Source organism: Pseudobacteroides cellulosolvens ATCC 35603 = DSM 2933, assembly GCF_001262605.1.
Taxonomy (GTDB): Bacteria; Bacillota; Clostridia; order Acetivibrionales; family DSM-2933; genus Pseudobacteroides; species Pseudobacteroides cellulosolvens.
The window spans coordinates 2,199,102-2,221,511 of sequence record NZ_LGTC01000001.1 but is presented as its reverse complement, the minus strand read 5'-3'; the positions used below and the strand labels follow the sequence as shown (position 1 = coordinate 2,221,511).

The 22,410-nt window shown below is 34.1% G+C and carries 16 protein-coding genes and 1 pseudogene; 16 read left to right on the top strand and 1 reads right to left on the bottom strand.

The features are described from left to right. Window positions 1–31 precede the first annotated feature (31 nt). From Bccel_RS08960 to Bccel_RS08910, 11 genes and pseudogenes are all read left to right on the top strand, one after another. On the top strand, window positions 32–502 hold the full coding sequence (locus tag Bccel_RS08960; protein WP_036938055.1) for a metal-dependent transcriptional regulator: 471 nt from the start codon (window positions 32–34) through the stop codon (window positions 500–502). 285 nt (window positions 503–787) lie between these two features. Next, on the top strand, window positions 788–2,092 hold the full coding sequence (locus Bccel_RS08955) for an Nramp family divalent metal transporter (protein ID WP_036938051.1): 1,305 nt from the start codon (window positions 788–790) through the stop codon (window positions 2,090–2,092). A gap of 134 nt (window positions 2,093–2,226) precedes the next feature. Beyond that, on the top strand, window positions 2,227–3,129 hold the full coding sequence (locus Bccel_RS08950) for a pilus assembly protein TadG-related protein (protein ID WP_050753305.1): 903 nt from the start codon (window positions 2,227–2,229) through the stop codon (window positions 3,127–3,129). A 152-nt stretch (window positions 3,130–3,281) separates the two neighbouring features. Next, window positions 3,282–4,096 (top strand): annotated as a pseudogene (gene larE / locus Bccel_RS08945) (ATP-dependent sacrificial sulfur transferase LarE). Window positions 4,097–4,589: 493 nt separating this feature from the next. Continuing rightward, window positions 4,590–6,401: an S-layer homology domain-containing protein gene (locus Bccel_RS08940; RefSeq protein WP_036938046.1), complete on the top strand. Its 1,812-nt coding sequence runs from the start codon at window positions 4,590–4,592 to the stop codon at window positions 6,399–6,401. A 112-nt stretch (window positions 6,402–6,513) separates the two neighbouring features. After that, window positions 6,514–7,290, top strand: a complete 777-nt coding sequence (locus tag Bccel_RS08935; RefSeq protein WP_036938043.1) for a tyrosine-protein phosphatase — start codon at window positions 6,514–6,516, stop codon at window positions 7,288–7,290. Window positions 7,291–7,489: 199 nt separating this feature from the next. Beyond that, window positions 7,490–8,185 carry a hypothetical protein gene (locus Bccel_RS08930; protein ID WP_036938040.1) on the top strand — a complete coding sequence of 232 codons (696 nt, stop codon included), beginning with the start codon at window positions 7,490–7,492 and terminating at the stop codon, window positions 8,183–8,185. A 175-nt stretch (window positions 8,186–8,360) separates the two neighbouring features. After that, window positions 8,361–9,755 (top strand): tyrosine-protein kinase domain-containing protein, encoded by a 1,395-nt coding sequence (locus Bccel_RS08925; RefSeq protein WP_036938038.1) that lies wholly within the window; start codon window positions 8,361–8,363, stop codon window positions 9,753–9,755. A 379-nt stretch (window positions 9,756–10,134) separates the two neighbouring features. Next, the gene (locus Bccel_RS08920; RefSeq protein ID WP_036938036.1) at window positions 10,135–11,532 is read left to right on the top strand and encodes a sugar transferase; all 1,398 of its coding nucleotides are present in this window, start codon (window positions 10,135–10,137) and stop codon (window positions 11,530–11,532) included. A 151-nt stretch (window positions 11,533–11,683) separates the two neighbouring features. Continuing rightward, entirely contained in the window at window positions 11,684–12,997 is a 1,314-nt protein-coding gene (locus tag Bccel_RS08915) for a nucleotide sugar dehydrogenase (protein ID WP_036938035.1), read from the top strand. Between the two features lie 5 nt (window positions 12,998–13,002). Continuing rightward, entirely contained in the window at window positions 13,003–13,977 is a 975-nt protein-coding gene (locus tag Bccel_RS08910) for an SDR family oxidoreductase (protein WP_036938033.1), read from the top strand. A gap of 145 nt (window positions 13,978–14,122) precedes the next feature. On the opposite strand, the gene Bccel_RS08905 is transcribed toward Bccel_RS08910, so the two are convergent. Then, entirely contained in the window at window positions 14,123–16,387 is a 2,265-nt protein-coding gene (locus tag Bccel_RS08905; RefSeq protein WP_050753303.1) for a stalk domain-containing protein, read from the bottom strand. 463 nt (window positions 16,388–16,850) lie between these two features. Between Bccel_RS08905 and Bccel_RS08900 the strand changes: the two genes are divergently transcribed. The 5 genes from Bccel_RS08900 (at window position 16,851) to Bccel_RS08880 (ending at window position 22,391) form a co-directional block, all read left to right on the top strand. Beyond that, entirely contained in the window at window positions 16,851–18,032 is a 1,182-nt protein-coding gene (locus Bccel_RS08900) for a glycosyltransferase family 4 protein (RefSeq protein WP_036938030.1), read from the top strand. Continuing rightward, entirely contained in the window at window positions 18,020–19,582 is a 1,563-nt protein-coding gene (murJ, locus tag Bccel_RS08895) for a murein biosynthesis integral membrane protein MurJ (protein ID WP_036938027.1), read from the top strand. Before Bccel_RS08900 ends, murJ begins: the two co-directional genes overlap by 13 nt. Window positions 19,583–19,600: 18 nt before the next feature. After that, the gene (locus Bccel_RS08890; RefSeq protein WP_036938025.1) at window positions 19,601–20,725 is read left to right on the top strand and encodes a glycosyltransferase family 4 protein; all 1,125 of its coding nucleotides are present in this window, start codon (window positions 19,601–19,603) and stop codon (window positions 20,723–20,725) included. Between the two features lie 88 nt (window positions 20,726–20,813). Next, window positions 20,814–21,563 (top strand): peptidoglycan bridge formation glycyltransferase FemA/FemB family protein, encoded by a 750-nt coding sequence (locus tag Bccel_RS08885; protein WP_050753302.1) that lies wholly within the window; start codon window positions 20,814–20,816, stop codon window positions 21,561–21,563. 33 nt (window positions 21,564–21,596) lie between these two features. After that, the gene (locus Bccel_RS08880; protein WP_050753301.1) at window positions 21,597–22,391 is read left to right on the top strand and encodes a DUF2334 domain-containing protein; all 795 of its coding nucleotides are present in this window, start codon (window positions 21,597–21,599) and stop codon (window positions 22,389–22,391) included. Window positions 22,392–22,410 lie beyond the last annotated feature (19 nt).

The following is a 22,410-nucleotide window of genomic DNA, read 5'->3' as shown; positions in this document are numbered from 1 at the left end:
GAATTCTAAGTACATATAAGGTAGTGATTTTATGGAGGAAGGATCAAAATTTCATACAGTTCGCGGCTATCAGTTATTAGAGCATAATAAAAAGTTACTTACTTCCGCCATGGAAGACTATCTTGAGATGATTTACAGGAATGTTATGGTGGATGGCTATATGCGTATAAATACCCTTGCAGAGCTTCTTAATGTAGCAGCTCCATCAGCAACTAAAGCGGTTCAAAAGTTAAATAAATTGGGATTAATTGAATATAAAAAGTATGGGATAATCTTCCTTACTGATAATGGAAAGGAACTTGGAGAATTTTTATTGCACAGGCATACTATTATTGAGGATTTCCTTGATAATCTTGGTGTTAAGGAAGATATACTTGCTGAAACAGAGCTTATTGAACATAATATTTCATCAACAACTCTGGATAAATTCGATAAGTTTAATAAATTTCTCCGAGATAATCCGGACATTAAGGAGAAATATGAAAAATTCTCTTTGAATTAGAGCATTTCATAAAAAGGAAACTTTTTAACAAGTTTCTTTTTTTATTGTCATTTCTGAGTTTATAAAGTTTTGCAGCAAGTAACATATTTGGCCTCTTGCACATATTGTAGATTAAGTAAACAATATTAGTCTTGACTAAGGCATGAATAAAAAATTACTTCCGTTTTTTACGCGGATGTTGACGAGTTAAGTCAACACTAAAGCAAAATTATAGCGGAAGTTCAAGTTTAGTTATTCTCAAGGGAATAGTTAAGATCTACACATATAGTTAAAGAGGTGTTTAAAATGTATGAAGAAAGTTTTGCCGAGGCGGTTGATGCCAAGCATGAGCAGCTTATTAAAAAAAGTGTTCCGCTTGCCGGGTTTAGCACTAATGCTTTGAATTTAAGATCTATGCTGAAGTTTCTTGGACCCGCGTTTGTAATAAGTGTCGCTTATATAGACCCAGGAAATTTTGCGACAAATATAAGCGGAGGGTCTAAATTCAATTATAACCTTTTATGGGTTATATTATGGAGCAATATTATGGCAATATTTTTGCAGTCATTATCTGCAAAGCTTGGTATTGCCACAGGATATAACCTGCCGCAAATGTGCGGAAGGGTGTTTTCAAGAAAAACAAACTGGTGCTTATGGGTTATGGCAGAACTTGCTGCAATGGCTACCAACCTTGCAGAGTTTATTGGTAGTACTCTTGGCTTTTATCTGCTATTTGGTATTCCGATGGTTTATGCAGGCTTAATCACAGTAATTCTCACTTTTTTTATCGTCTATATCGGAAAATATGGGCAAAGATTTGTGGAAGTTATAATTTCATTGTTAGTGGCTGTTATTTGCATATCATACACTATTGAGATATTCCTGGCAAAACCTGAGTGGAATTTAGCCGGATTGCATGTATTGATGCCGTCCCTGCCGAATGGTGAAGCAGTTCTTATAGCAGTAGGGATGCTTGGTGCAACTGTAATGCCCCATGTAATATATCTACACTCTCAACTTGTACAGCATAGAAATAAAGATTTAACGGCAGAAGACAGAAAAAGGCATTTTAAGATGGAGAGGTTTGATATAGCTATAGCCATGAATATCGCCTTTATCGTAAATGCTTCAATGGTTATGGTTTCCGCTGCTGTATTTTTTAGAAATGGAGTAGTTGTAAATTCCATAGAGGAAGCTCATAAATCTTTGTATCCTTTGCTGGGTGCTGCTTCAAGCGGTGCGTTCGGGCTTGCTTTGATTGCTTCAGGGCTTTCATCTTCAGCGGTAGGAACCATGGCTGGCCAGACAATAATGCAGGGATTTGTAGGGATCAAAATTAGTGATAATGTAACAAGATTTGTAACCATGCTGCCTGGAATGATAATTATTTTTATAGGACTAAATCCCATAAAAGCACTTGTTTTGAGCCAGGTTGTATTGAGTTTTATACTGCCTTTTGCAATAATTCCAATGCTAATTATTACAAAACGTAAGGATATTATGGGTGACCTTGTGAATAAACCAATAACCAATTTTGCGGGATGCATAATAACAAGTATTATTGTTACAGCAAATTTGGTATTGTTGGCTTCAACTTTTTTGGGTTGGTAAAAAGATAGGACCGTTAGTAGTACTAAAGAACCACTCCAGGACCCCAATTATTATAAAAAGGATGCCGAATTAATATTTAAAGTGATTAATATCGCGATTAATTTATTAAAGGATCTGGAATTGGAGGGGTTATCATGGGCTTGCTGAAAAGTAAAAAGGGTTCATCTGTAATTTTGCTTATTCTGACAATTACGATTTTGTTAGGAATTACTGCTTGCGTGCTTGATATTGGTGTTGTTGTTCTGGAAAAGGCAAAATTATCCAAAGCTGTTGATGCTGCAACCTTGGCCGCTGCACAGGAGTTGGTCACAGAAAAAACGAATGTACAAAATTTAGCTTATGAATACCTCTATAGAAATAATCAGAACTACAAAAATGCATCATGTACTATTGATATTGATTATAGAGGGGTTGAGGTTGCAGCTGCAAAAGATGTCGATTATTATTTTGCAAATATATTTGGTATTAGGAAAAAGAATATAGAAGCTGTTGCAAAAGCAAGAGTAGAAAATATTTCTTCATTGAGCGGCGTCAGACCGATAGCTGTTGTCCAGCAAACATTTATCTATGGCAAACGCTATAGCCTTAAAGAAGGCGGTGGAGGAGGTACCACAGGAAATTATGCACCTATTGGTTTAGGTGGTAACGGAGCAAATGTATACAAGAGCAATCTATTAAACGGATATAGCGGAACTATCAACGTTGGTGATATTATATTAACTGAAACAGGAAATATAGCGGGATCTACCCAAACTGCGATTAATTATCTTACTAGCCAGTGTAGTGACACTTATTATAACTACAGCCTGAATTGTCCGAGAGTAATCTTTCTTCCGGTTGTTAACACTCTTATGGTAAACGGAAAGAAGGCAATACAGGTTTTAGGGTTTGCCACATTTTTTCTTGAAGGGGTAACAATTGATTCAAGCACAGGGCAAGCTGATGTTATAGGGAGATTCATTACGTATTGCATGGATGGAGAGACATCAAGCACTATATCGGACTTTGGTACATATGGGATTAAATTAGTTAAGTAATTATTATATTATAAAGGTAATAGATTATTCACTTTTAATACAGATGAGAAATATATGTATTGACACTCAAATACTACTGATATATTATGAAACAAATAGGAATAGTATTAAATATAACTGTTTGCAAAATTGATAATGAATGGAGCAGCACAATGAATATATATGAAAAACTGGATTTGCTGAAGAATAGACTTAAAGACATGGAAAGTGTGGCAATTGCTTTTTCTGGAGGTGTAGATTCCACCTTTTTGCTGAAGGTAGCTTTTGAAGTTCTTGGTACTAATGTGCTTGCAGTTACAGCACGTTCAAGTACATATCCTGAACGGGAGTTTAATGAAGCTATGGAGTTCGTTAATTCTACTGGAATAAGGCATATGGTAATAGTGTCAGAAGAACTTGAAGTTGAAGGGTTTACTGATAATCCCACCAACAGATGCTATCTTTGCAAATATGAGCTTATGTCCAAAATTAAAGGTATTGCTAAAGACAATAATATAAAGTATCTTGCTGAAGGATCAAACTATGATGATCTAGGGGATTATAGACCAGGTTCTGTGGCAGTTTCCGAGCATGGAGTTGTAAGTCCTCTTCGTGAAGCAATGCTTACAAAGGAAGAAATCAGAGTGTTGTCCAAGGAGCTAGGGTTGAAAACATGGAATAAACCTTCTTTTGCATGCCTGTCCTCAAGATTTCCATATGGTCAAAAAATTACAGTTGAAGGTCTTAGGAAGGTGGATTTGGCCGAGCAGTTTTTGATAGATCTGGGGTTTTCCCAGGTTAGGGTGAGATATCATGGAGACATTGCAAGAATAGAGGTTTATGAGGAAGAACTTGAAAAATAATTGGTAAGGATATAAGACAAAAGATTTATAACAGATTTAAGGAAATAGGATTTAAGTATACTGCACTGGATTTGAAGGGATACAGAACCGGAAGTATGAATGAAGGATTAAATCTTACTTTATAAAAAAGGCCGATTGAGGCCTTTTTTTACTATGTGCCCGTACACAGGAAAGAATTATGCAGCAGTTTACAGGAATGATGGAACCTAATTGGTTGTAATTGATTGAGCCAATATGGATTTGTGTCTGCTGATATATACGAGTGTTGCGTTAAATAATTTTATGTTAAAATATTTTATGGTAGTATATGTATAGTTAGGAAATCAATCAGTAAAATAAATATAAAAATTTATAACAGCTGAATTATGCATTATTTCAATTAAAAAATAGTTTTAGCAATGAGGAATTTCTTTTTTAATCCATTATTTTTCTTGAATTTGCATATATCATCTGCTATAATCGTAATATATTGATTACTGAGGGTAGTTTTCTTACGATCAAATTAACAAACCTTGGCATTTTGTCAAAATTCTCGCAGATTGTTTTTAGTATTAAATATGTATAGTCCTTTGTTTGTTAGCTACTACTTAAGTATAAGTATACAAGGGGAGTATTTTAATGTTAAAAATTATTTCAAAAAGGGTCTTGTCTTGCGTTGTTATTCTTTGTTTAGCACTTAGCTCATTAGCTGTTACAGCTTACTCAGAATCAGAAGAACCGCCAGCACAAGTATCACAAATTAAGAAAGTCATAACAGCAGCGTTAGCAGTAGATGATGTAAATAAGAGAAAAGATGCAGCTGAATATTTGACTAGTATCGATACCATGAGTATCAAAGAAGCACAAGAAAATATCAAAAGTGTTATTGGAATCACTTTAACTGAAAACGATATAAATATTTTGAAGGAAGCGTTTGGAAGTTTGACTTTTGTTCAAAAATCAGTGATCGGTGCATTAGTTATACGTGGTTATACACTTGAAAATGATGATTTCTCAAAGTTTAGAACTTTAGCTAATAGGATTAATAGTGCCATAACAAATGATATATCTAATGATGATGGTACAAAGTTTTTTATCACTTTATTGGAGCAATTGGCAATAGAATATAAACTATCAACTGTTTATGATTTTAAAGGTGATAAATCTAAAATATATTTTGCAATCTTAGATTCAAATAAAAAGGCAACTACAAACGGTTTGTTATCTGGTTTGTTAAAATTTTTAGAAGAGCGTGAGGATGGACTTAATAAGGGAAATGTAGATGATTTCCTTAATAAAGCGCAGGTTATACTTAATGAACTTAATGTTGGAGATGAGATAAAGGAATTTAAAGCTTTTCTTGAAAAAGAAAACTCGCTTATATATGATGAAAATCAATTTGTTCCAGCACCAACTCCAACACCTACAACTGGCAATAATGGCGGCAGTAACGGAGGCGGTGGTATAGCTGCAACACCTACTGTAACTACGGTGGCAACAGCAACACCTACAACTGCAGCTACATCAACACCAACACCAACAAGCAAACCTACTGCAACACCTACAATAGTTGTAGGACCAACAACAAAGCAAATTACATCATTTAGTTTTAAAAATGTTCCGGGTTCAAAAGGCGTAATATTTGAAAGAATACATACAATAGTTGTTAAAGTACCAGAAGGCACAGACCTTAAGACACTTGAACCGGTTGTTGAGTTCAAGGGAGCATCTATCAGACCGGAGTCCGGAGTTAAGAAGAACTTTAAGAATCCTGTATTCTATACTGTAACAGCTGTTGATAAGTCAAAAATAAAATACGTTGTTATGGTTGAGACGGTAAAGGATACGGATAAAGATAAGGTTGTTATAGAGCCGCGTCAGGTTGTACCTGGTACAGCATATGGGCCTTTTGGTGATATATTTGGTCACTGGGCTGAAGAAAGAATTATCAGCATGATTGAAAATGGAGCAATAGCAGGATATCCGGATGGATCAGTTAAACCTGATATCGATATGACAAGAGCAGAAGTTATTACTTCATTGATAAAGGCTATTGGTTTGGAGCCTTCTAAAAATCCAAAACTTAAATTTGCAGATATTAAATCTATTCCAGATTGGGCTCATGGATATATTCAGGTAGCATTGGATAAAGGAATTGTTGCCGGATACCCTGATAATACATATAAAGCGAATAACAAAGTAACACGTTCAGAGTTTCTGGTTATGGCAATGAAAGCATTTACGTATCAAGCATCAAAGAATACAGCTTTGAAGTTCAAAGATACAAAGGACATTCCATCCTGGGCACTCGGTTATGTTGCAAAAGCTGTTGAAACAACAATTATCGAAGGATATAAAGAAGATAATACTATTAAGCCCAATAAGAAAATTACAAGAGCTGAAGTTATGACTATAATTGATAAATGCATAACTCTTAGTGCAAAAAAATGATATTGAAATAATAATCCAGATAAAAAATATAAGGGACATTTCTTAGCATCGGAGTATTTGGCCAAGCGGATTTGTCCCTTGTATGGTTATAACAAAAGAATAAGGTGATTAAATGATTGATATTCATTGCCACTTGTTATGGGGCATTGATGATGGACCAAAGACATTGGATGAGTCCGTTCAAGTATGCAGCATGTTAAAAAGCAGAGGGGTCAACAGAGTAATTGCAACACCCCATTACATAGTAGGAAGCACTTATCAAACTAATGCAGCTTCTGTTACACATATAACTCAGCAGTTAAATGAAGTTTTATTACAGAAGGTCCCTGAGTTTGAGATTATGCCTGGTATGGAAGTGTTTATCACACCAGATATAATTGATTTAATAAAGTCCAACGAAATTCTTACTTTGAACGGCACCAGGTATATACTTATTGAGACATCTCTTAATAATATATCCACATATATGGAAGATATCTTTTATAAACTTCAGTTAGAAGGTTATATTCCAATCTTTGCTCATCCTGAAAGAAACAGAAAAATTAATATGGATTTCAAATTAATAGAGAGACTTATATCTAATGGAGTCTTGATTCAGGTTAATTACGACAGCTTGATGGGTAGGTATGGCAAAGATGTAAAAAAATTCACTGAAATTCTTTTGAAAAAAGGATTGGTTCATTTTATAGCTACTGATACACATTGCGTAAGTGAACGTTTTAAGGGAACTGGAGAATTATCAAAAATTTTATTAGAACTAATCGGTAATGAGAATACTGAAAAAATTATTAACATCAATCCTTCAAGGATTTTAGAAAATCGTGAAGTAGAGAAAATTATTCCTGCTATTGAAAAGAAATTTTTTTTGAAAAAGTTATTAAAGCTTTAACTTTGTAATAATTTTTAGCTCTTAAAACTCATATTTTTATGACAATAGTTTGACAAAATGGAAATTTTATTCCATAATTAGAGTGTGACATTTGATATATTTTTTGTATTTGTGATTTATTATTAATATTTTTGTTGATGCATGTGATTTATATTTTTATTAGACAAAGTGTGTAAGTGCCTTTTTAGGGAGATTTATAATGAAGAAGTTAATTATAATTACGATGGCTATTCTTTTGACTATATCTATAGGATTGATAGTGCCGATTTTGCTGAATAGAGAAGCAAGTACTTCTGAGAATAATAAGTTTAAAGTAAGTGATGTTACAAAAAACGATAATGACAGCAATCCGGATAATGCGACAGATGGTCAGGAAGATTCAAGCGTAAGCAATAATACGACAGGATTAGGTAAAGAACTTGAGACTAATAGGTTAAATACGCCTGCCAAATCCAAAGACTCAGGTGTAGGTACAGGTGATAAAAGTATAAAAAGTAATACAAGTGTTCCAGTTAATCCAAAGGCTACAAGTCAGGTGAGCCCAAATGTTGACGACAAAGGCAAAAAGCCTCAGGAAACAACCTCTAAAAGTGTAAATAATGACGGTGATACCAAGCCGATTAATGATAAATCAGAGGATGATCAAAATACATCTGAACCAAAAAGTTGGATTGATAAAAAATTGGACGAGTATAAAAACGACATAGATCCTTCAGATGTACCTGATATTAAGCGTATATACTCAAAGATCGATATTGGTTATGTACAAGGCTTAAGTGAAAATGGAATGACTGATGAGGCAACAAATAAAATTAAGGAATATCTGCGAAAAACGCTGGGATCTGATTATGAAAGGGCAAAGGAGTTGTTTTATACATATAGCTATTTGCTGTAGTGTTTATAGAATGTTTTTTAACTTCCTGGATTTAAAAAGCTGCAAGTTTTTTTAGGAGGTAATGATTATGTAGAAATATGGTAAAAGTTTTTTCATAGCGTTAAAATTTTATAGGCAGCAATGATCTTATATTATTTAAAATTCAATTTCTAGAATGGAAGAGGGAGAATTGTAAATGCAGGATAAAGATTTTGTAGAGGTAGACATAAGAGAACTGATACTTATTCTATTAAGGAAATGGTACATATTGTTAATCTGTCTTGTTGTTGCAACAGGTGCAGCCTATACGGTTACGGCATTTTATCTAAAGCCTGTTTATAGAGCAGAAACAACCTTGTTTCTAGGTAAGGAAAAGGATAAGATAGGCGCATTGAGTCTGTTGGATTTACAGATAAACAGCCAGCTTGTTGTAGATTATCGAGAAATTTTAAAGTCCAGACTGGTTGCTGAAAAAATTCAATCCCAATTAGGTGTAGAGGCCAAAGCATTTCAGAATAATGTTGATGTTATGACTATTAAAGATTCAAGGATATTTAAGATAAGCTACGAAGACTACGATCCAAAGCTGGCAGCCAAGGTTGTTAATGAACTTGGGACCATTATAATGCAGCTTGCTTCAGACATAATAGAGGTAAAGAATGTAAAGGTAATAGATACAGCAAAAGACCCTAAAGATCCAGTTAAGCCAAACAAAAAAATGAATGTGGGTTTGGCAGGTTTTCTGGGAATTCTTCTAGGGGTATCACTAATATACTTGTTGGAATTTATTGATCATACGTTTAAAAAGCCGGAGGATGTTGAACATCATTTGGGATTGAATGTAATTGGTACAGTTCCTGCATTTGAAGGCGGTAAAAGAGGAAATAAAAAGGCTAAAGATGAGAAACAGCTTGAAGAAGAATACCTTAAAAACCTCATAACTGCAAATGACCCGAAGGCAGCAGCATCTGAGGCTTACAGAGAATTGCGTACAAATCTCCAGTACAAGAGTGTTGATAAGGACATGAAGGTTATTTTGCTTACAAGTCCTTCGTTAGGAGACGGTAAAACTGTAACAACTGTTAATCTGGCTATAACTTTAGCTCAATCAGGAAAAAAGGTTCTTGTTATAGATGCGGATTTGAGAAAGCCCAAAGTGCACCATTATTTTGGCGTCAAAAACACTGAGGGATTGACTAATATTTTAGCAACTGAAAAAGAATTAAAGAAGTCAATGATCCAGAATAAGGAAGGTATCGAAAACTTATTTATAATACCAAGCGGCCCTATACCTCCAAATCCTTCTGAAATATTGAGTTCAGACAAGATGAGACAATTAGTTGAGAAGCTAAAGAGTGAGTATGATGTTATTTTTATAGACACGCCGCCAGTAGGACAAGTAACTGATGCTGCAATACTAACTGGTATCGCAGACGGTTCAATCGTAGTTGTTGCAGGCGGTCAGACAAGAATTGATATGGCAAAGAGAGCTAAAAAAGCTTTGACTGCTATAAATGCAAATATCATTGGAATTGTTATGACAAAGATAGACAGTAGATCGGCATATTACCATTACTACAAGTATGAATAAACTTTGAAAAAGTAAAAAAAGCATTTTCAAAAGTATAATAATGTGATAAAATGTAAAAACAGTAATTATTGCTTATCAGTTATCTTAATTTATTATTCTTTTAGTTTGAAGAACTATTTTACATTTTATTTCATTTATTTACTTTCTTAATAAATAATTATAGAGAAACAAGGGTTTGATCAATTGAAGTAATATTATCTGAAGTGAGCAGCAATGTTTATTTGAATTAGCCTCAGTTATATTGTTACAAATAGTGTATTATTTCATTATTAAGCTTGTCTAGATTTATTGGAGTGCCATAAGGTTTCCAAAGCTCATTTAATATGGATTTAATTGATTATATCAGGTATTACTAACTGATATTAGGGGGTAGAGAACTATGCATAGAGCAAACATTTTTTCAGCAAGTCATATAATTCAAGCATTTGTTGATATCATTGTAATTACTTTGACATTTGTTATTTCTTATCTAATCACAAAACAGTATACAAATCTCCTTGGTATAAAGGAGTATTTCTGGATTCTTATTGTATACATTCCTGTATGGTTATTTTTGATGGGTAATGCAAATATATATGAGAAAATTGTTTTCTACAATTATGACAAAATATTAAGAGTTGTACTTTTCTCGGCAATAATATCTGACCTTTTTCTGGCTGCTATGATGTTTTTCATAAAGGAAAATTTATTTAGCAGAGGATTATATGTTGTATTTTGTATAATTATAGTTCTTACTCTACTCATAGAAAAATTTCTATATAAGTATTCTGCTATGGAAAAGCATATGAATCTTCAACGTGTATCAAGGGTTATTATAGTAGGAACTCCAAGAGTTGCTAAAAAGTTTACAGAATACGTTGAAAGAAGTAAGATAAACATAAACATATTAGGATATGTCAGGGCTAAAAACAAACCCCTTAAGGGCCATACTGAGCTAGGGGTGATAGAAGACCTTGAATCAATCATTAAGGATAATGCTGTTGATGAAGTTATATTTGCACTTCCTAAAGATTACCTGGGAGAAGTGGAAAAGTACGTTCTGATGTGTGAGGAAATGGGACTGACAGTTAGAATGATACTTGATTTATACGATTTAAAAATTGCAAAGACTTATATAAGCAACGTTGGAACACTTCCAATGCTCACTTTTGATACAGTATCTCTTAACCAGGCACAGCTTTTTCTAAAAAGGTTAATGGATATTGTTGGGGCCTCAATAGGAATATTGCTTACAAGTATAGTTGCATTATTTACTGTTGCAGCTATAAAGCTTGAGTCTCTCGGTCCGGCTATTTTTGCTCAGAATAGAGTAGGTCTTAATGGAAGGACATTCAAGCTTTACAAATTCAGGTCCATGTGTGTGGATGCTGAAGCAAAAAAAGATGAATTGCAGAAGTTTAACCAGGTTGAAGGCGGATTGATGTTTAAAATGAAAAATGACCCAAGAATCACAAAGGTTGGTGGGTTTATTAGAAAAACCAGTATTGATGAGCTGCCCCAGTTTTTAAATGTATTGAAGGGTGAAATGAGTCTGGTTGGGACAAGACCGCCTACAATTGATGAGGTCAGCAAGTATGAGAATTACCAGCGCAGGAGAATAAGTATTAAACCTGGTATGACAGGAATGTGGCAGGTATCCGGACGAAGCAGTATAATGGACTTTGATGAAGTTGTAAGGCTTGATACCAAGTACATAGATGAGTGGTCTATTTTTCTGGACATAAAAATCATATTAAAGACAGTACTTGTAGTTTTTAAGAAAAGAGGAGCATATTAAGGCATGAATGAAAAATTACTTTGATAACAAGGATAAAACACTTCAAAATCTGGGTGTTTTATCTTTATTTAATGTCAAGGAAAGTGTTATAATATAAAAGGTTATTATTATGTTACAATATTATGTAATATTTACAGGGGAGGTAGCTATTTTGAGAGATTTATTTGAAAGAATCAGGGACAGAAAAGAAAAGATTTCTGTCGTAGGATTAGGATATGTTGGCTTGCCTTTGGCAGTTTCTTTATCTGAAAAGGCCGATGTGATTGGGTTCGACATAAGCGAAAAAAAGATTGAATCATATAAACAAGGAATAGATGTTACTAAAGAGGTAGGAAGCGAGAAACTGAAGAATACTAAAGTACAATTCACATGCAATGAGGAGGATTTAAAGAGTTCCAGTTTTATAATAGTTGCAGTTCCTACTCCTATTGCTAAAGACAAGACTCCTGACTTGTTTCCCGTTCGGAGTGCCAGTGAGATAGTTGGAAGAAATCTTTGCAAAGGGGCTATTGTGGTTTATGAGTCTACAGTTTACCCTGGTGTCACAGAGGATGTTTGTGTTCCGATACTTGAGAAATGTTCAGGTCTTAAATGTGGAATAGATTTTAAGGTAGGTTACTCACCTGAGAGAATAAATCCCGGTGATAAGGTCCATACTGTGGAAAACATCACAAAAATAGTTTCCGGCATGGATGATGAATCTTTGCAGATTATTGCAAATGTGTATGAGCTCATTATTAAAGCAGGCGTTTATAGGGCTGAAAGCATAAAGGTTGCTGAAGCAGCCAAGGTTATAGAAAATACGCAGAGGGATTTAAATATAGCATTTATGAACGAGCTCTCAATTGTTTTTAATAAAATGGGAATTGATACTTTGGCTGTTTTAAAAGCAGCAGGAACCAAATGGAACTTTTTGAAGTTTTCGCCTGGACTTGTTGGTGGACATTGCATAGGAGTAGATCCATATTATCTGACATACAAATCGGAGGAATTGGGGTATCATCCTCAGGTTATATTGGCAGGACGGAGAATTAACGATGGAATGGGCAAATATATTGCTGAGAACACTGTCAAACTTTTAATAAAAAATGATGTTCAGATAAAGGGCAGTAAGGTACTTGTAATGGGAATTACATTTAAGGAAAATGTTCCTGATGTTAGAAATTCCAAGGTTATTGATATTGTAAATGAGCTTAAGGAATATGGTATAGATGTTTCGGTAACCGATTCAAATGCTGATGTTGCTGAAGTAAAACATGAATATGGTATTGACCTTGTCGGTTTAGATAGCCATCAATCTTATGACGCTATAGTTGTAGCCGTAAATCATAATGAGTATGGCTCATTAACCTTAGATGACCTTAAAAAGCTATACAGGAATGATAAATATATTCTTGTTGATGTTAAAGGGTTATATGATAGGGAAGAAGCAATAACATCTACATTTAGCTATTGGAGGTTATAAAAATTATGAGCTTTAATAATATTATTTTCCCAAAGAACAGTCTTTTCCTTGTTACTGGAGGTGCCGGATTTATTGGATCAAATATAGCAGAAGCACTTCTTGATATGGGTTACAGGGTACGAGTTTTAGATAATTTCTCAACAGGAAAACGAGAAAATATTCTACACATGCAGAATAACGAGAATTTTCAACTAATTGAAGGGGATATAAGGGATCTCGAAGCTTGTAATGAGGCGTGTAAAAATGCAGATTATGTACTGCATCAAGCTGCACTAGGTTCAGTCCCACGTTCAATAGATGATCCAAGAACATCTAATGATGTAAATATAACAGGTATGTTAAACATGATGATTGCTGCAAGGGATAATTCAGTAAAAAGATTTGTCTATGCATCATCTTCGTCAGTATATGGTGATGAGGTTAATCTACCCAAGGTTGAGGATAAGGTAGGAAAACCATTGTCTCCGTATGCAATTACCAAGAAGGTAAATGAGCTGTATGCAAGAAACTTCTTCGAACTTTATGGCCTTCAAACGATTGGTCTGCGTTATTTCAATGTATTTGGCAGAAGGCAGGATGCTAATTCGGTTTACGCTGCTGTTATACCACTGTTTGTAAAAGCACTCATAAATAACGAGGCACCAAGGATTAATGGTGATGGCAAGCAATCAAGAGACTTTACTTATATAGACAACGTGGTTCAGGCTAACTTGAAGGCATGTATTGCAGGTGATGAAGCATGCGGTGATGTTTTCAATATTGCAAATGGAGGAAGAGTATATCTGATTGACTTGTATAATAGCATATTAAAACTTCTTGAGAAGGACATTACGCCTGATTATGGTCCTGACAGAAAAGGCGATATTAAGCACTCAAATGCAGATATTAAGAAGGCACAGACGTACATTGGGTATAATCCGGAAATTAGCGTAGATGATGGACTTAAAAGATGTATTGATTGGTATAAGGAAAATTTGTAACATATTATTGAGATTTATAAGTGTTAACTAATCATGAGGTTGTCAAAATTAATTGGTTAATTGTAAATAAGATTGTAAAAGGCCTGTGAATAGAAGTTGTTCTATTTTCAGGCCTTTATTTTTTGTATTAATATTTTTTGTTTTTCTATTTTTTTGCTGTAAGTTTAGCTGTTTTTGTACGGGATAGCCATTCTACATTATATCCTAGATTCTCGGTGATAAATCTTAGGGGGAGCATTGTTCTGCCTGGGTTAACAATTATTGGATAAACACTAGGGTCATTTTTATCAATTTTAATGGTTTTTCCATTAAGTGTAGCAGTGTTTTTGGCAATCCAAAGCTTCAATTCTTTATCACCACTTTTTACTACAACGCTTTTTTGAGCCTTAATCCATTTAACGTTGGCCCCTGTTGCTTCAGAAAGGTATCTTATCGGTACAAACATTCTATTGTGATATATGGTAGGAGTGGTATCCATTTTGTACTTTTTATTATCTACTTGGAATAGATTGCTATTAAGTGTAAAAGATATAACTTTGTTTAAAATATCTGAGCTAGGGAAGTTATTAATACTTTCGTCAGTTTTTGTCGGTTCAAATGATATTGCTATAGGAGTATTAAGCATTACTGAAGGAGTATTTGTTACTGCTACTAATAATGTTGGTTGGCTTGCCGGTATATAGGCAGCTGCTCCAGGAGTTGAAGTTCTGTTAGTTGTTAAGGTACCGGTTGGAGTCGCAGTGATAGTTGGGGTCGCAGTAATAGTCGGAGTTGCTCCAATAGTTGAAGTCGTAGTAATAGTTGGGGTAACTCTCAATGTTGGAGTAACTTTATTTGCAGGCGTAGCTATAGCAGTCGGTGTATTCCTGTTATTGCTGGGTGTAAAAAAAAATATTGGTGTAATAGCAGAAGTTACGCTGCTATTAGTTACATTAACAGTACTTACGGCATACCGCCCATCACTGCGTTTGCCTTCAATTGCCAACTGTACTCCAGGACGCATTTTTTCAGTTTTAGAATCAGGATCAGGATCAGGATCAAGTATTGAAACACATAATTTATACTGACCTGTAGGCAAGCTTGAAGGAACCTGAATACTCGGAGTAAAACTTGTAGGTCCTCCTGGCAATATGGTAGTTATATCATCATCTGTGACACTTGTTGCAACAATTTTTCCTGATGAATCTGCCAATGAAATCTCAATAGGCCATTTGAAATAAAATGGTGCAACCCCTTTATTATACCAATCCATATTAATATCCAGAGTGCTTCCTGCCTTAACTGTGTTTGCATGGGTAACTGATTGTATTACAAACCTGTACCCCATTGTTTTCATCATTTTATCTATATTGGGCTGTAGCTTATCACCTACTTCAACATGTACAGGACAACATGTACCGAGCCATGAAACATGAGTTTCTTTTGCTTGACGAAGAGTTTCATCCATAGCTGAATCTTCCAGAAACTGAAGGCCGGGATAATAACCGAACTCTCCGCCTGAAGGGGCATTGAGCCAAAAGTCAGGCATATCGGGATGGGTATAACCGGGGTTGTAAGAATCGGTATGGCCTTTGTATATCCAATCAAGAAACCATCTTTGAGTTTGATCATAACTTCCAAAACAATTATTAAAAAGCCCGAATTTGTTATCTTTTCCTACCTGGCTCGGATAACGCATTGCAAGGAATTTTTTATCAAAGTAATCAGCATAGTGCTGAGCATATTGATCGGAGTACTTGATGGGAGGGAATATGCCTGCAGGGTTTCCATCAGGGCTAATATATGTAGTATGCCACTCTCCCCAGTGTCCGCAGCTTCCTATCAATATCATGAAAATTCTGGGATCATTATCATATCTTTTAGCAAGCTCTTTTATTAATCTTTCATGGTTTTGTATAAGTTTTGGATTTTTATAGTCTGGGCTAAAACCCATTTTTGTATGCTCATTATTATAGTCGTACCTTGTGCCGCCTTTTTCCCCTCCTATTTCTTCAAAAAGCCAACGGGGAATATCCTCGTGTTCCACGTTGTCGGGGTAATCCATATTAAATTGAAGAATTATCTTAACTCCCTTTGACTTCCAATAATCGAAATTATTTTTCTTTTCTACAGAAGCAAAATCAAAAGTCCCCTTATATTTGGGTTCCAACTCTTTCCAGGTGACCGACGCATATACAAGCTTATAAGGCTGCTCGGCATAGTTGGTTGCTGTATGTGCCCAAGGTACCCAACCCATAAAGGGATTATATAAAACTGAATCAATTTCTTTGGGAGTAAATGTTTTAAGGTCTGGAGAATTGTCTGGTGTATCGCTTGAAGTGCCGTTTCTGTAGGAACAGGAATTAGTAATAAGCAATATAGCAATAATAAAAGTTGTAATTATAATACTGCTTTTCCTAGTAATTTTCATATCATTCTCCCCTTGTGAATTCATATCAAGACACAAAATACTAGAGTGTCTGGTAATTTCCATTTGTATATTTTTATTATATTATATTATAATATAATTTCAACTTCAATTCTTTTATATGTGTAATATTGCAATACGTAAATTTTTAATGTAAAATAATAACGAGGAATTTACAATAATTTTTTATTATTTTTTATAGGGAATGAGTAGTTCAATTTTTAAGTAACATATAAATCGGAAGATTGATTATATTACATTTTTTAGTTAAGTTAATGTGCAAGATTAATGAGGTTACTCTAATTTCTATATTCATTCCTTTAAATCCTGACAAACAAAAAAATATTTGATTATTATTGTAACTTTTGTAACAATTGCATAGAAACGCATTTGATATATTTGTTTTAATATTTATTATTTGGGTGTTTTATTGCGAAATAGTGAAGTTTGGGTAAGGGGCTTTTAAATGAAAAATATTTTATTGGTTCCAGGGTTTGTTGTTGATACTTATAGCCAAATTGAGGCATCTTTTATAGAACTTTCCTCTTACAGGGATGATAATATAAGGTTTATTTGGCTGGTACCGCATATGGATTCAAGGTATAACCGCTATGCAAATGTATCAGGCGGGGAATGCCTTAGCGAACCTTTATATGTAAAGTTTCTGAGAGAAAAGGGTGTTGAGTTTTATAAAGGTAATATATCAAAATATAATATGTTTTCAAATTTTATTTTGTTTTACCGGGTTTTTAAAAAGTATAATATTGATATAGTTTATTCACACTTTGGTTTTGAAAGATATTATTCTGCTCTGTATGCCTTCATATTTGGAAAAAAAGCTGTGTTAAATGAACATTGGCATTCTCTGGGGACCCGTTTTACAGCTTTAAAGAAGTTGTTTTATAAGCTGTTTATAGATTACTACATATCAGTATCAGATTTTATAACATCTACTTTACCTAAAGGTAGCAACATTATAACAGTAAAAAACGGTTTACAATTAAGTGAACCAAAAGATATTAAATATGAAGAAAAGCTAAAAATGAAGACAACTCTAGGTCTTGCTTCAGATAAAATTATAATCCTGATGGTTGCTTCTTTTACAGACATTAAGAGGCATGATCTTGCTTTAAAGATATGCAGGGATGTGGTTAAAGAAAGGAAAGACATCCAGTTTGTATTCCTCGGGCAAGGAGTGCTTTATAATTCCATAAGAAGTTCAATCATAAAGGAAGGATTAGCGGATTATGTTGTTATGCCTGGGCATGTAAATAATATTGGAGATTATTATTCCATATCGGATATATGCATGTTGACATCAATCGGTGAAGCCTTTGGCTATACCATATTGGAGGCGTTCAATTATTCCCTGCCATTTATTGCATATTCTTCTGGAGGACCGGCAGAAATTATCAAGGATGGATTTAACGGTTACCTTGTAAAGCCTGAAAATACTGTTGATTTTACCAAGAAGATATTGGAACTTGCCGGAAATGATGAAAAGAGAAAAATATTAGGCGGCAATGCCTATATAACACTTAATAAAGAATTTTCAAGGGATGTATGGATAAATAACATGAAAGATGCTTTTTACAACATACTGAAGATCGAAGCACCGAAGAAAGAGGAAAATAGATGCTGCAGATAAAGAGTACCAATAAAGCCATTGTTTTTTCAATGTCTTTGAGTTTAATAGCAAAAATAATGACATTACTGCAATCACAAGTAATCTCATATTCCTTTGGCATGCAGAGGAGCACTGACATATTGTTTAGTGTGTTATCGATGATAATGCTCATTACTTCATTTGTAAACACAATTAACCAATCTGTCATGGTACCATCCATTATAAATATCCGAACCAGCAAATCAGAGGATGAATCAAAGGGCTTTATTTCATACATATATCTAATTTACTTTATCGCAGCTGCAATTATATCATCCATATTGTTCATGTTTCCAGTTGAATTGTTTGATAGTGCGTTAAAGTATTCAACAGAAGAAATTAAAAATAACATAGATATAATACGCTTTATAATTCCTACATTTTTGTTAATTATAATAAACCAGTATATTTTGGATGTTTTTACATCATACAGATATTTTACACTGCCCATGCTTTTAGATATGCTAAAAAATATTTTAATAATTGCCTTTGTGCTTGTGTTTAAAGACAAGCTGTCGGTTTTAAGCCTCGCCATGGGCGTGTTTATGGGAAATTTAGCACAGTTTGTTATTGTCAACTTTCTTTTGTTTTTTAAACTCAAATGCCGATTGTCCTTTAAGCGTTTTAGGCTGGAAACCCAAGCAAAAAGGAATATAAGATTCGTGGTTCTTGGCCAGATTACTAAAATTGCCAATGATTATATTGTAATTTTTCTTCTGTCAGGATTTGCAGCTGGAGTATATACAGCTATGGATTATGGACAAAGAATAAATACAGTTGTAGCCTCTGTACTTATTGGGCAGATATCAACAGTCATAGGCCTTAATTTTATAGACTTGTATGCAAAGAAGAAATTCGGCGAAATGAATCATGAATTTTTAAAGTACTTTAAATTATGCCTGTTTTTCCTTTTGCCCTTTTGCTTTATTATGTTTTTGAATGCTGAATACATAATTTCCATATTATTTGGCTGGGGAAAGATGACGGAGAATGATGTAAAAGTAACCGGAAGTTTCTTCAGGTTATTTATTTTGAATCTTCCTGCACTCTTTGTTGATTCAATGATTGTAAGGCTTATAATTGCCAAGCAGATACAGAAAATAAGCTTCATATGGAGTATTTTCTCCAATGTTTTGACACTTTCTATAATGTTTGTATTAGTAAATACAATGGGTTATATAGGATACCCATTAAGCCTTTTGATAAGCAATATCATTTATATGCTGCTGTTTTTATCATTCCTTGTAAGAAAGCAATTTGAGTTTATAGACCTAAAAGCAATATTCAGATTTATTTTTCAAAATGCTTTATTTAATGTAATTATTACTGTCGTGATTTGGAACACAATAAAAAACATGTTTGTCTCTAACAGCCTTGTTGGCAGGTTTGGGGCTGTAGCGTGTATCAGCATTGTGTATATGGTTGTTTATATTGCTGCAAGCTTTTTTATAAAGGATAGTAGAGAGATAGAAACAAAAATATTCAGGTTTTTTACAAGTAATTTTAAAAAGCTTATATTTAAAAAAGTATAGTTATTGGAGTTGGAAAAAATGTTTTCTGAAACAAGAAAAATTAAAATATGTTTTATGCTTCACAGTGCCTATCCCCTGTTTAATCCTAATTGTAAAAGGGTTTTCGGAGGTGCTGAAGTCAATCTTTTTTATCTTGCAAAGTACCTCTCAAAGAAAGGTTTATATGATATTGAGTTTTATGTTGGTGATTATGGGCAAAACGACGAGGAGCACTATGATGGTATAACCGTTAAAAAAATCAAATATACAAATATGGATAAGTACAATACTATGCATTACTTTTTATCCAAAAACCTACATCTTTTTAAGACTCTAATTTCCAATAAAAGTGATGTTATTATTAATTCAACCTCTGGGGTGCTTATTGGAATGATTGTATTATGCTCCAAGTTTATAAAGCGGAAAAAGGTAATTTTCAGGATTTCAAGCGATTCAAATATTGATATGAAGCACGCAAGGGCAAAGGGCCTGAAATTTTATTTATTATACAGACTTGGACTTTTTAATTCCGATGTGATTGTAAGCCAAACAGAAAAGCAAAAAAGCGAGCTCAAAAAAAAGCTTGGGCTTGATAGTACAATAATTAAAAACGGATTTTTCATAGATAACAATATCGACATAACAAATAAGAAACATATACTTTGGGTATCACGGGCTGTAGATATGAAAAGGCCTGAACTTTTCATAAGGTTGGCTGAAGAATGCCCCGAAGAACAGTTCGTAATAATTATTCCCGGGAATGACCCTGTAAAGGATAGGGCCAGGGAACAGGCATCAAAGCTTAAGAATATAAAGTTGCTGGATTATGTCGAGTTTTTTCAGATACAAAAGTACTTTGATGAAGCTAAGCTTTTTGTTAATACATCTGAGTTTGAAGGATTTCCAAACAGCTTTATTCAGGCGTGTTTAGGGAAAACTCCCATATTATCCTTTAATGTTAACCCTGATGAGTTCCTTACTAAAAATAATATTGGGTTTTGCTGTAATGATGATTTCGATTTGGCATTAAAGTTTATTAAAGATCTTGATTCTGAAAAGATAAAGGTTTATGGCAACAACGGCATTAAATATATACAAGAGAATCACGACATAGAGAAGAATGCTTTAAAGTATGAAGAGATAATAAAAAAGCTGCTAAAATAGCAGACATAAAATATATTTATCTATACTAAAAGTGTTAATAATCTAACATTTATCACTTTTAATTTAACATGAGATGGGGAGTATGAAAATGGTGGTTTTAAAGAAAAGAAAACTGTTTTTAAAGCTTGAAGAAGTATACTATGCACAAGATTATACAAGTTATATGACAGATGCGGATATCATACTATTTTATCAATCGGTTAAAAGTTACGAACCTTGCAAATTAAAGAATACCTTGCATATAGATTTATCAAAGGATGAGGATACCCTTTATTCTGAGATTCATGATCATACTAAGCGTGAGTTGACAAAAGCAAGGAATTATAATTTAAAATATATTTTTAATGAAAATCCTACTATGGAAGAGTTAAAGAAATTTTCCGAGTTCTATAACTCTTTTGCTAAGACTAAAGAAATAGCAGAAATTGATCCGGAAAGCTACAGATCTCTATTGGATAAAAAATCATTCATAATAACACAAATGCTTGACGAGAGTGGAAATACATGCTGCTACCACACATATATCATTGATGGATATCGAGCGAGGGCACAGCATTCATGTTCGCAATTTAGAAACACAGATGATAGGGAGTACCGGTATTTGGTAGGCAGGGCAAATAGGATGCTCCACTGGAAGGATATTTTGGAGTTTAAAAAGAAAGGCTACTCAATTTATGATTTTGGCGGACTGGCATTAAAAGATGATCCGGTACTTGCAAATATAGATAGGTTTAAGAAGAGTTTCGGCGGTACTATCGTACAGGAATATGAGTTTTACCAGCCAAGGACATTACTTGGAAAGATACTGCTTTCCATTATAAAAAAAGAAGTCAGTTAAGGAATGACTAAAGGATTTGAGGTGTAAGGGGATATGGCCGCAAAATACATATACAGGATGGATGACATCACTCCCACAATGAACTGGAAAAGGTTTTGGCAGTATATAAATCTTTTCAAAAAATATAATGTAAAGCCTCTATTAGGCGTGGTGCCGGACAACAGGGATCCCAAACTGATGCTTGAAGAAAGTAGCCCTGATTTCTGGGAAATACTAAGAAAGCTTCAGTTAGAGGGAAGTGTCGAAATTTGCCAGCATGGTTTTCAACATAGATATGTTACTTCCGAAGGCGGAATATTAGGGCCCAAGTTTGGCTTTAAGGCACAGTCGGAGTTTGCAGGCCTCTCATATGATGAGCAATATAATAAATTAAAAGCCGGCAAGGACATACTGGAGGGGCAAGGCATATATACCGATATATGGATGGCACCTTCCCATTCATTTGATGCCAATACCTTGAAAGCATTGTCCAATCTTGGTTTTAAAGCTGTAACTGATGGAATTGCATTATACCCATATAAGCACAACAATATGGTTTTTGTACCACAGCAGTTCTGGGAGCCTCAAAGAGTTTTTGCAGGGGTTGTAACTATATGCCTCCATACAGATACTGTCAGGGAGTCATTATATGAAAAGATAGAAGCACACTTAAAATCCGGTGCACAGTTTATATCATTTAGTGATGCAGCAAAATACAGTCAAACCGTATTAGGGTTATTAATTAATAAAATATTCTGCTGTTTCTTTTTACTAAGGCTTAAGTTCAATGAAAATGAAATAATTAAAAAGCTTAAAAGAGCGATTAAAAGAATTATCGGGAAGCAATAAAGGAAGGCACAATTGCTTG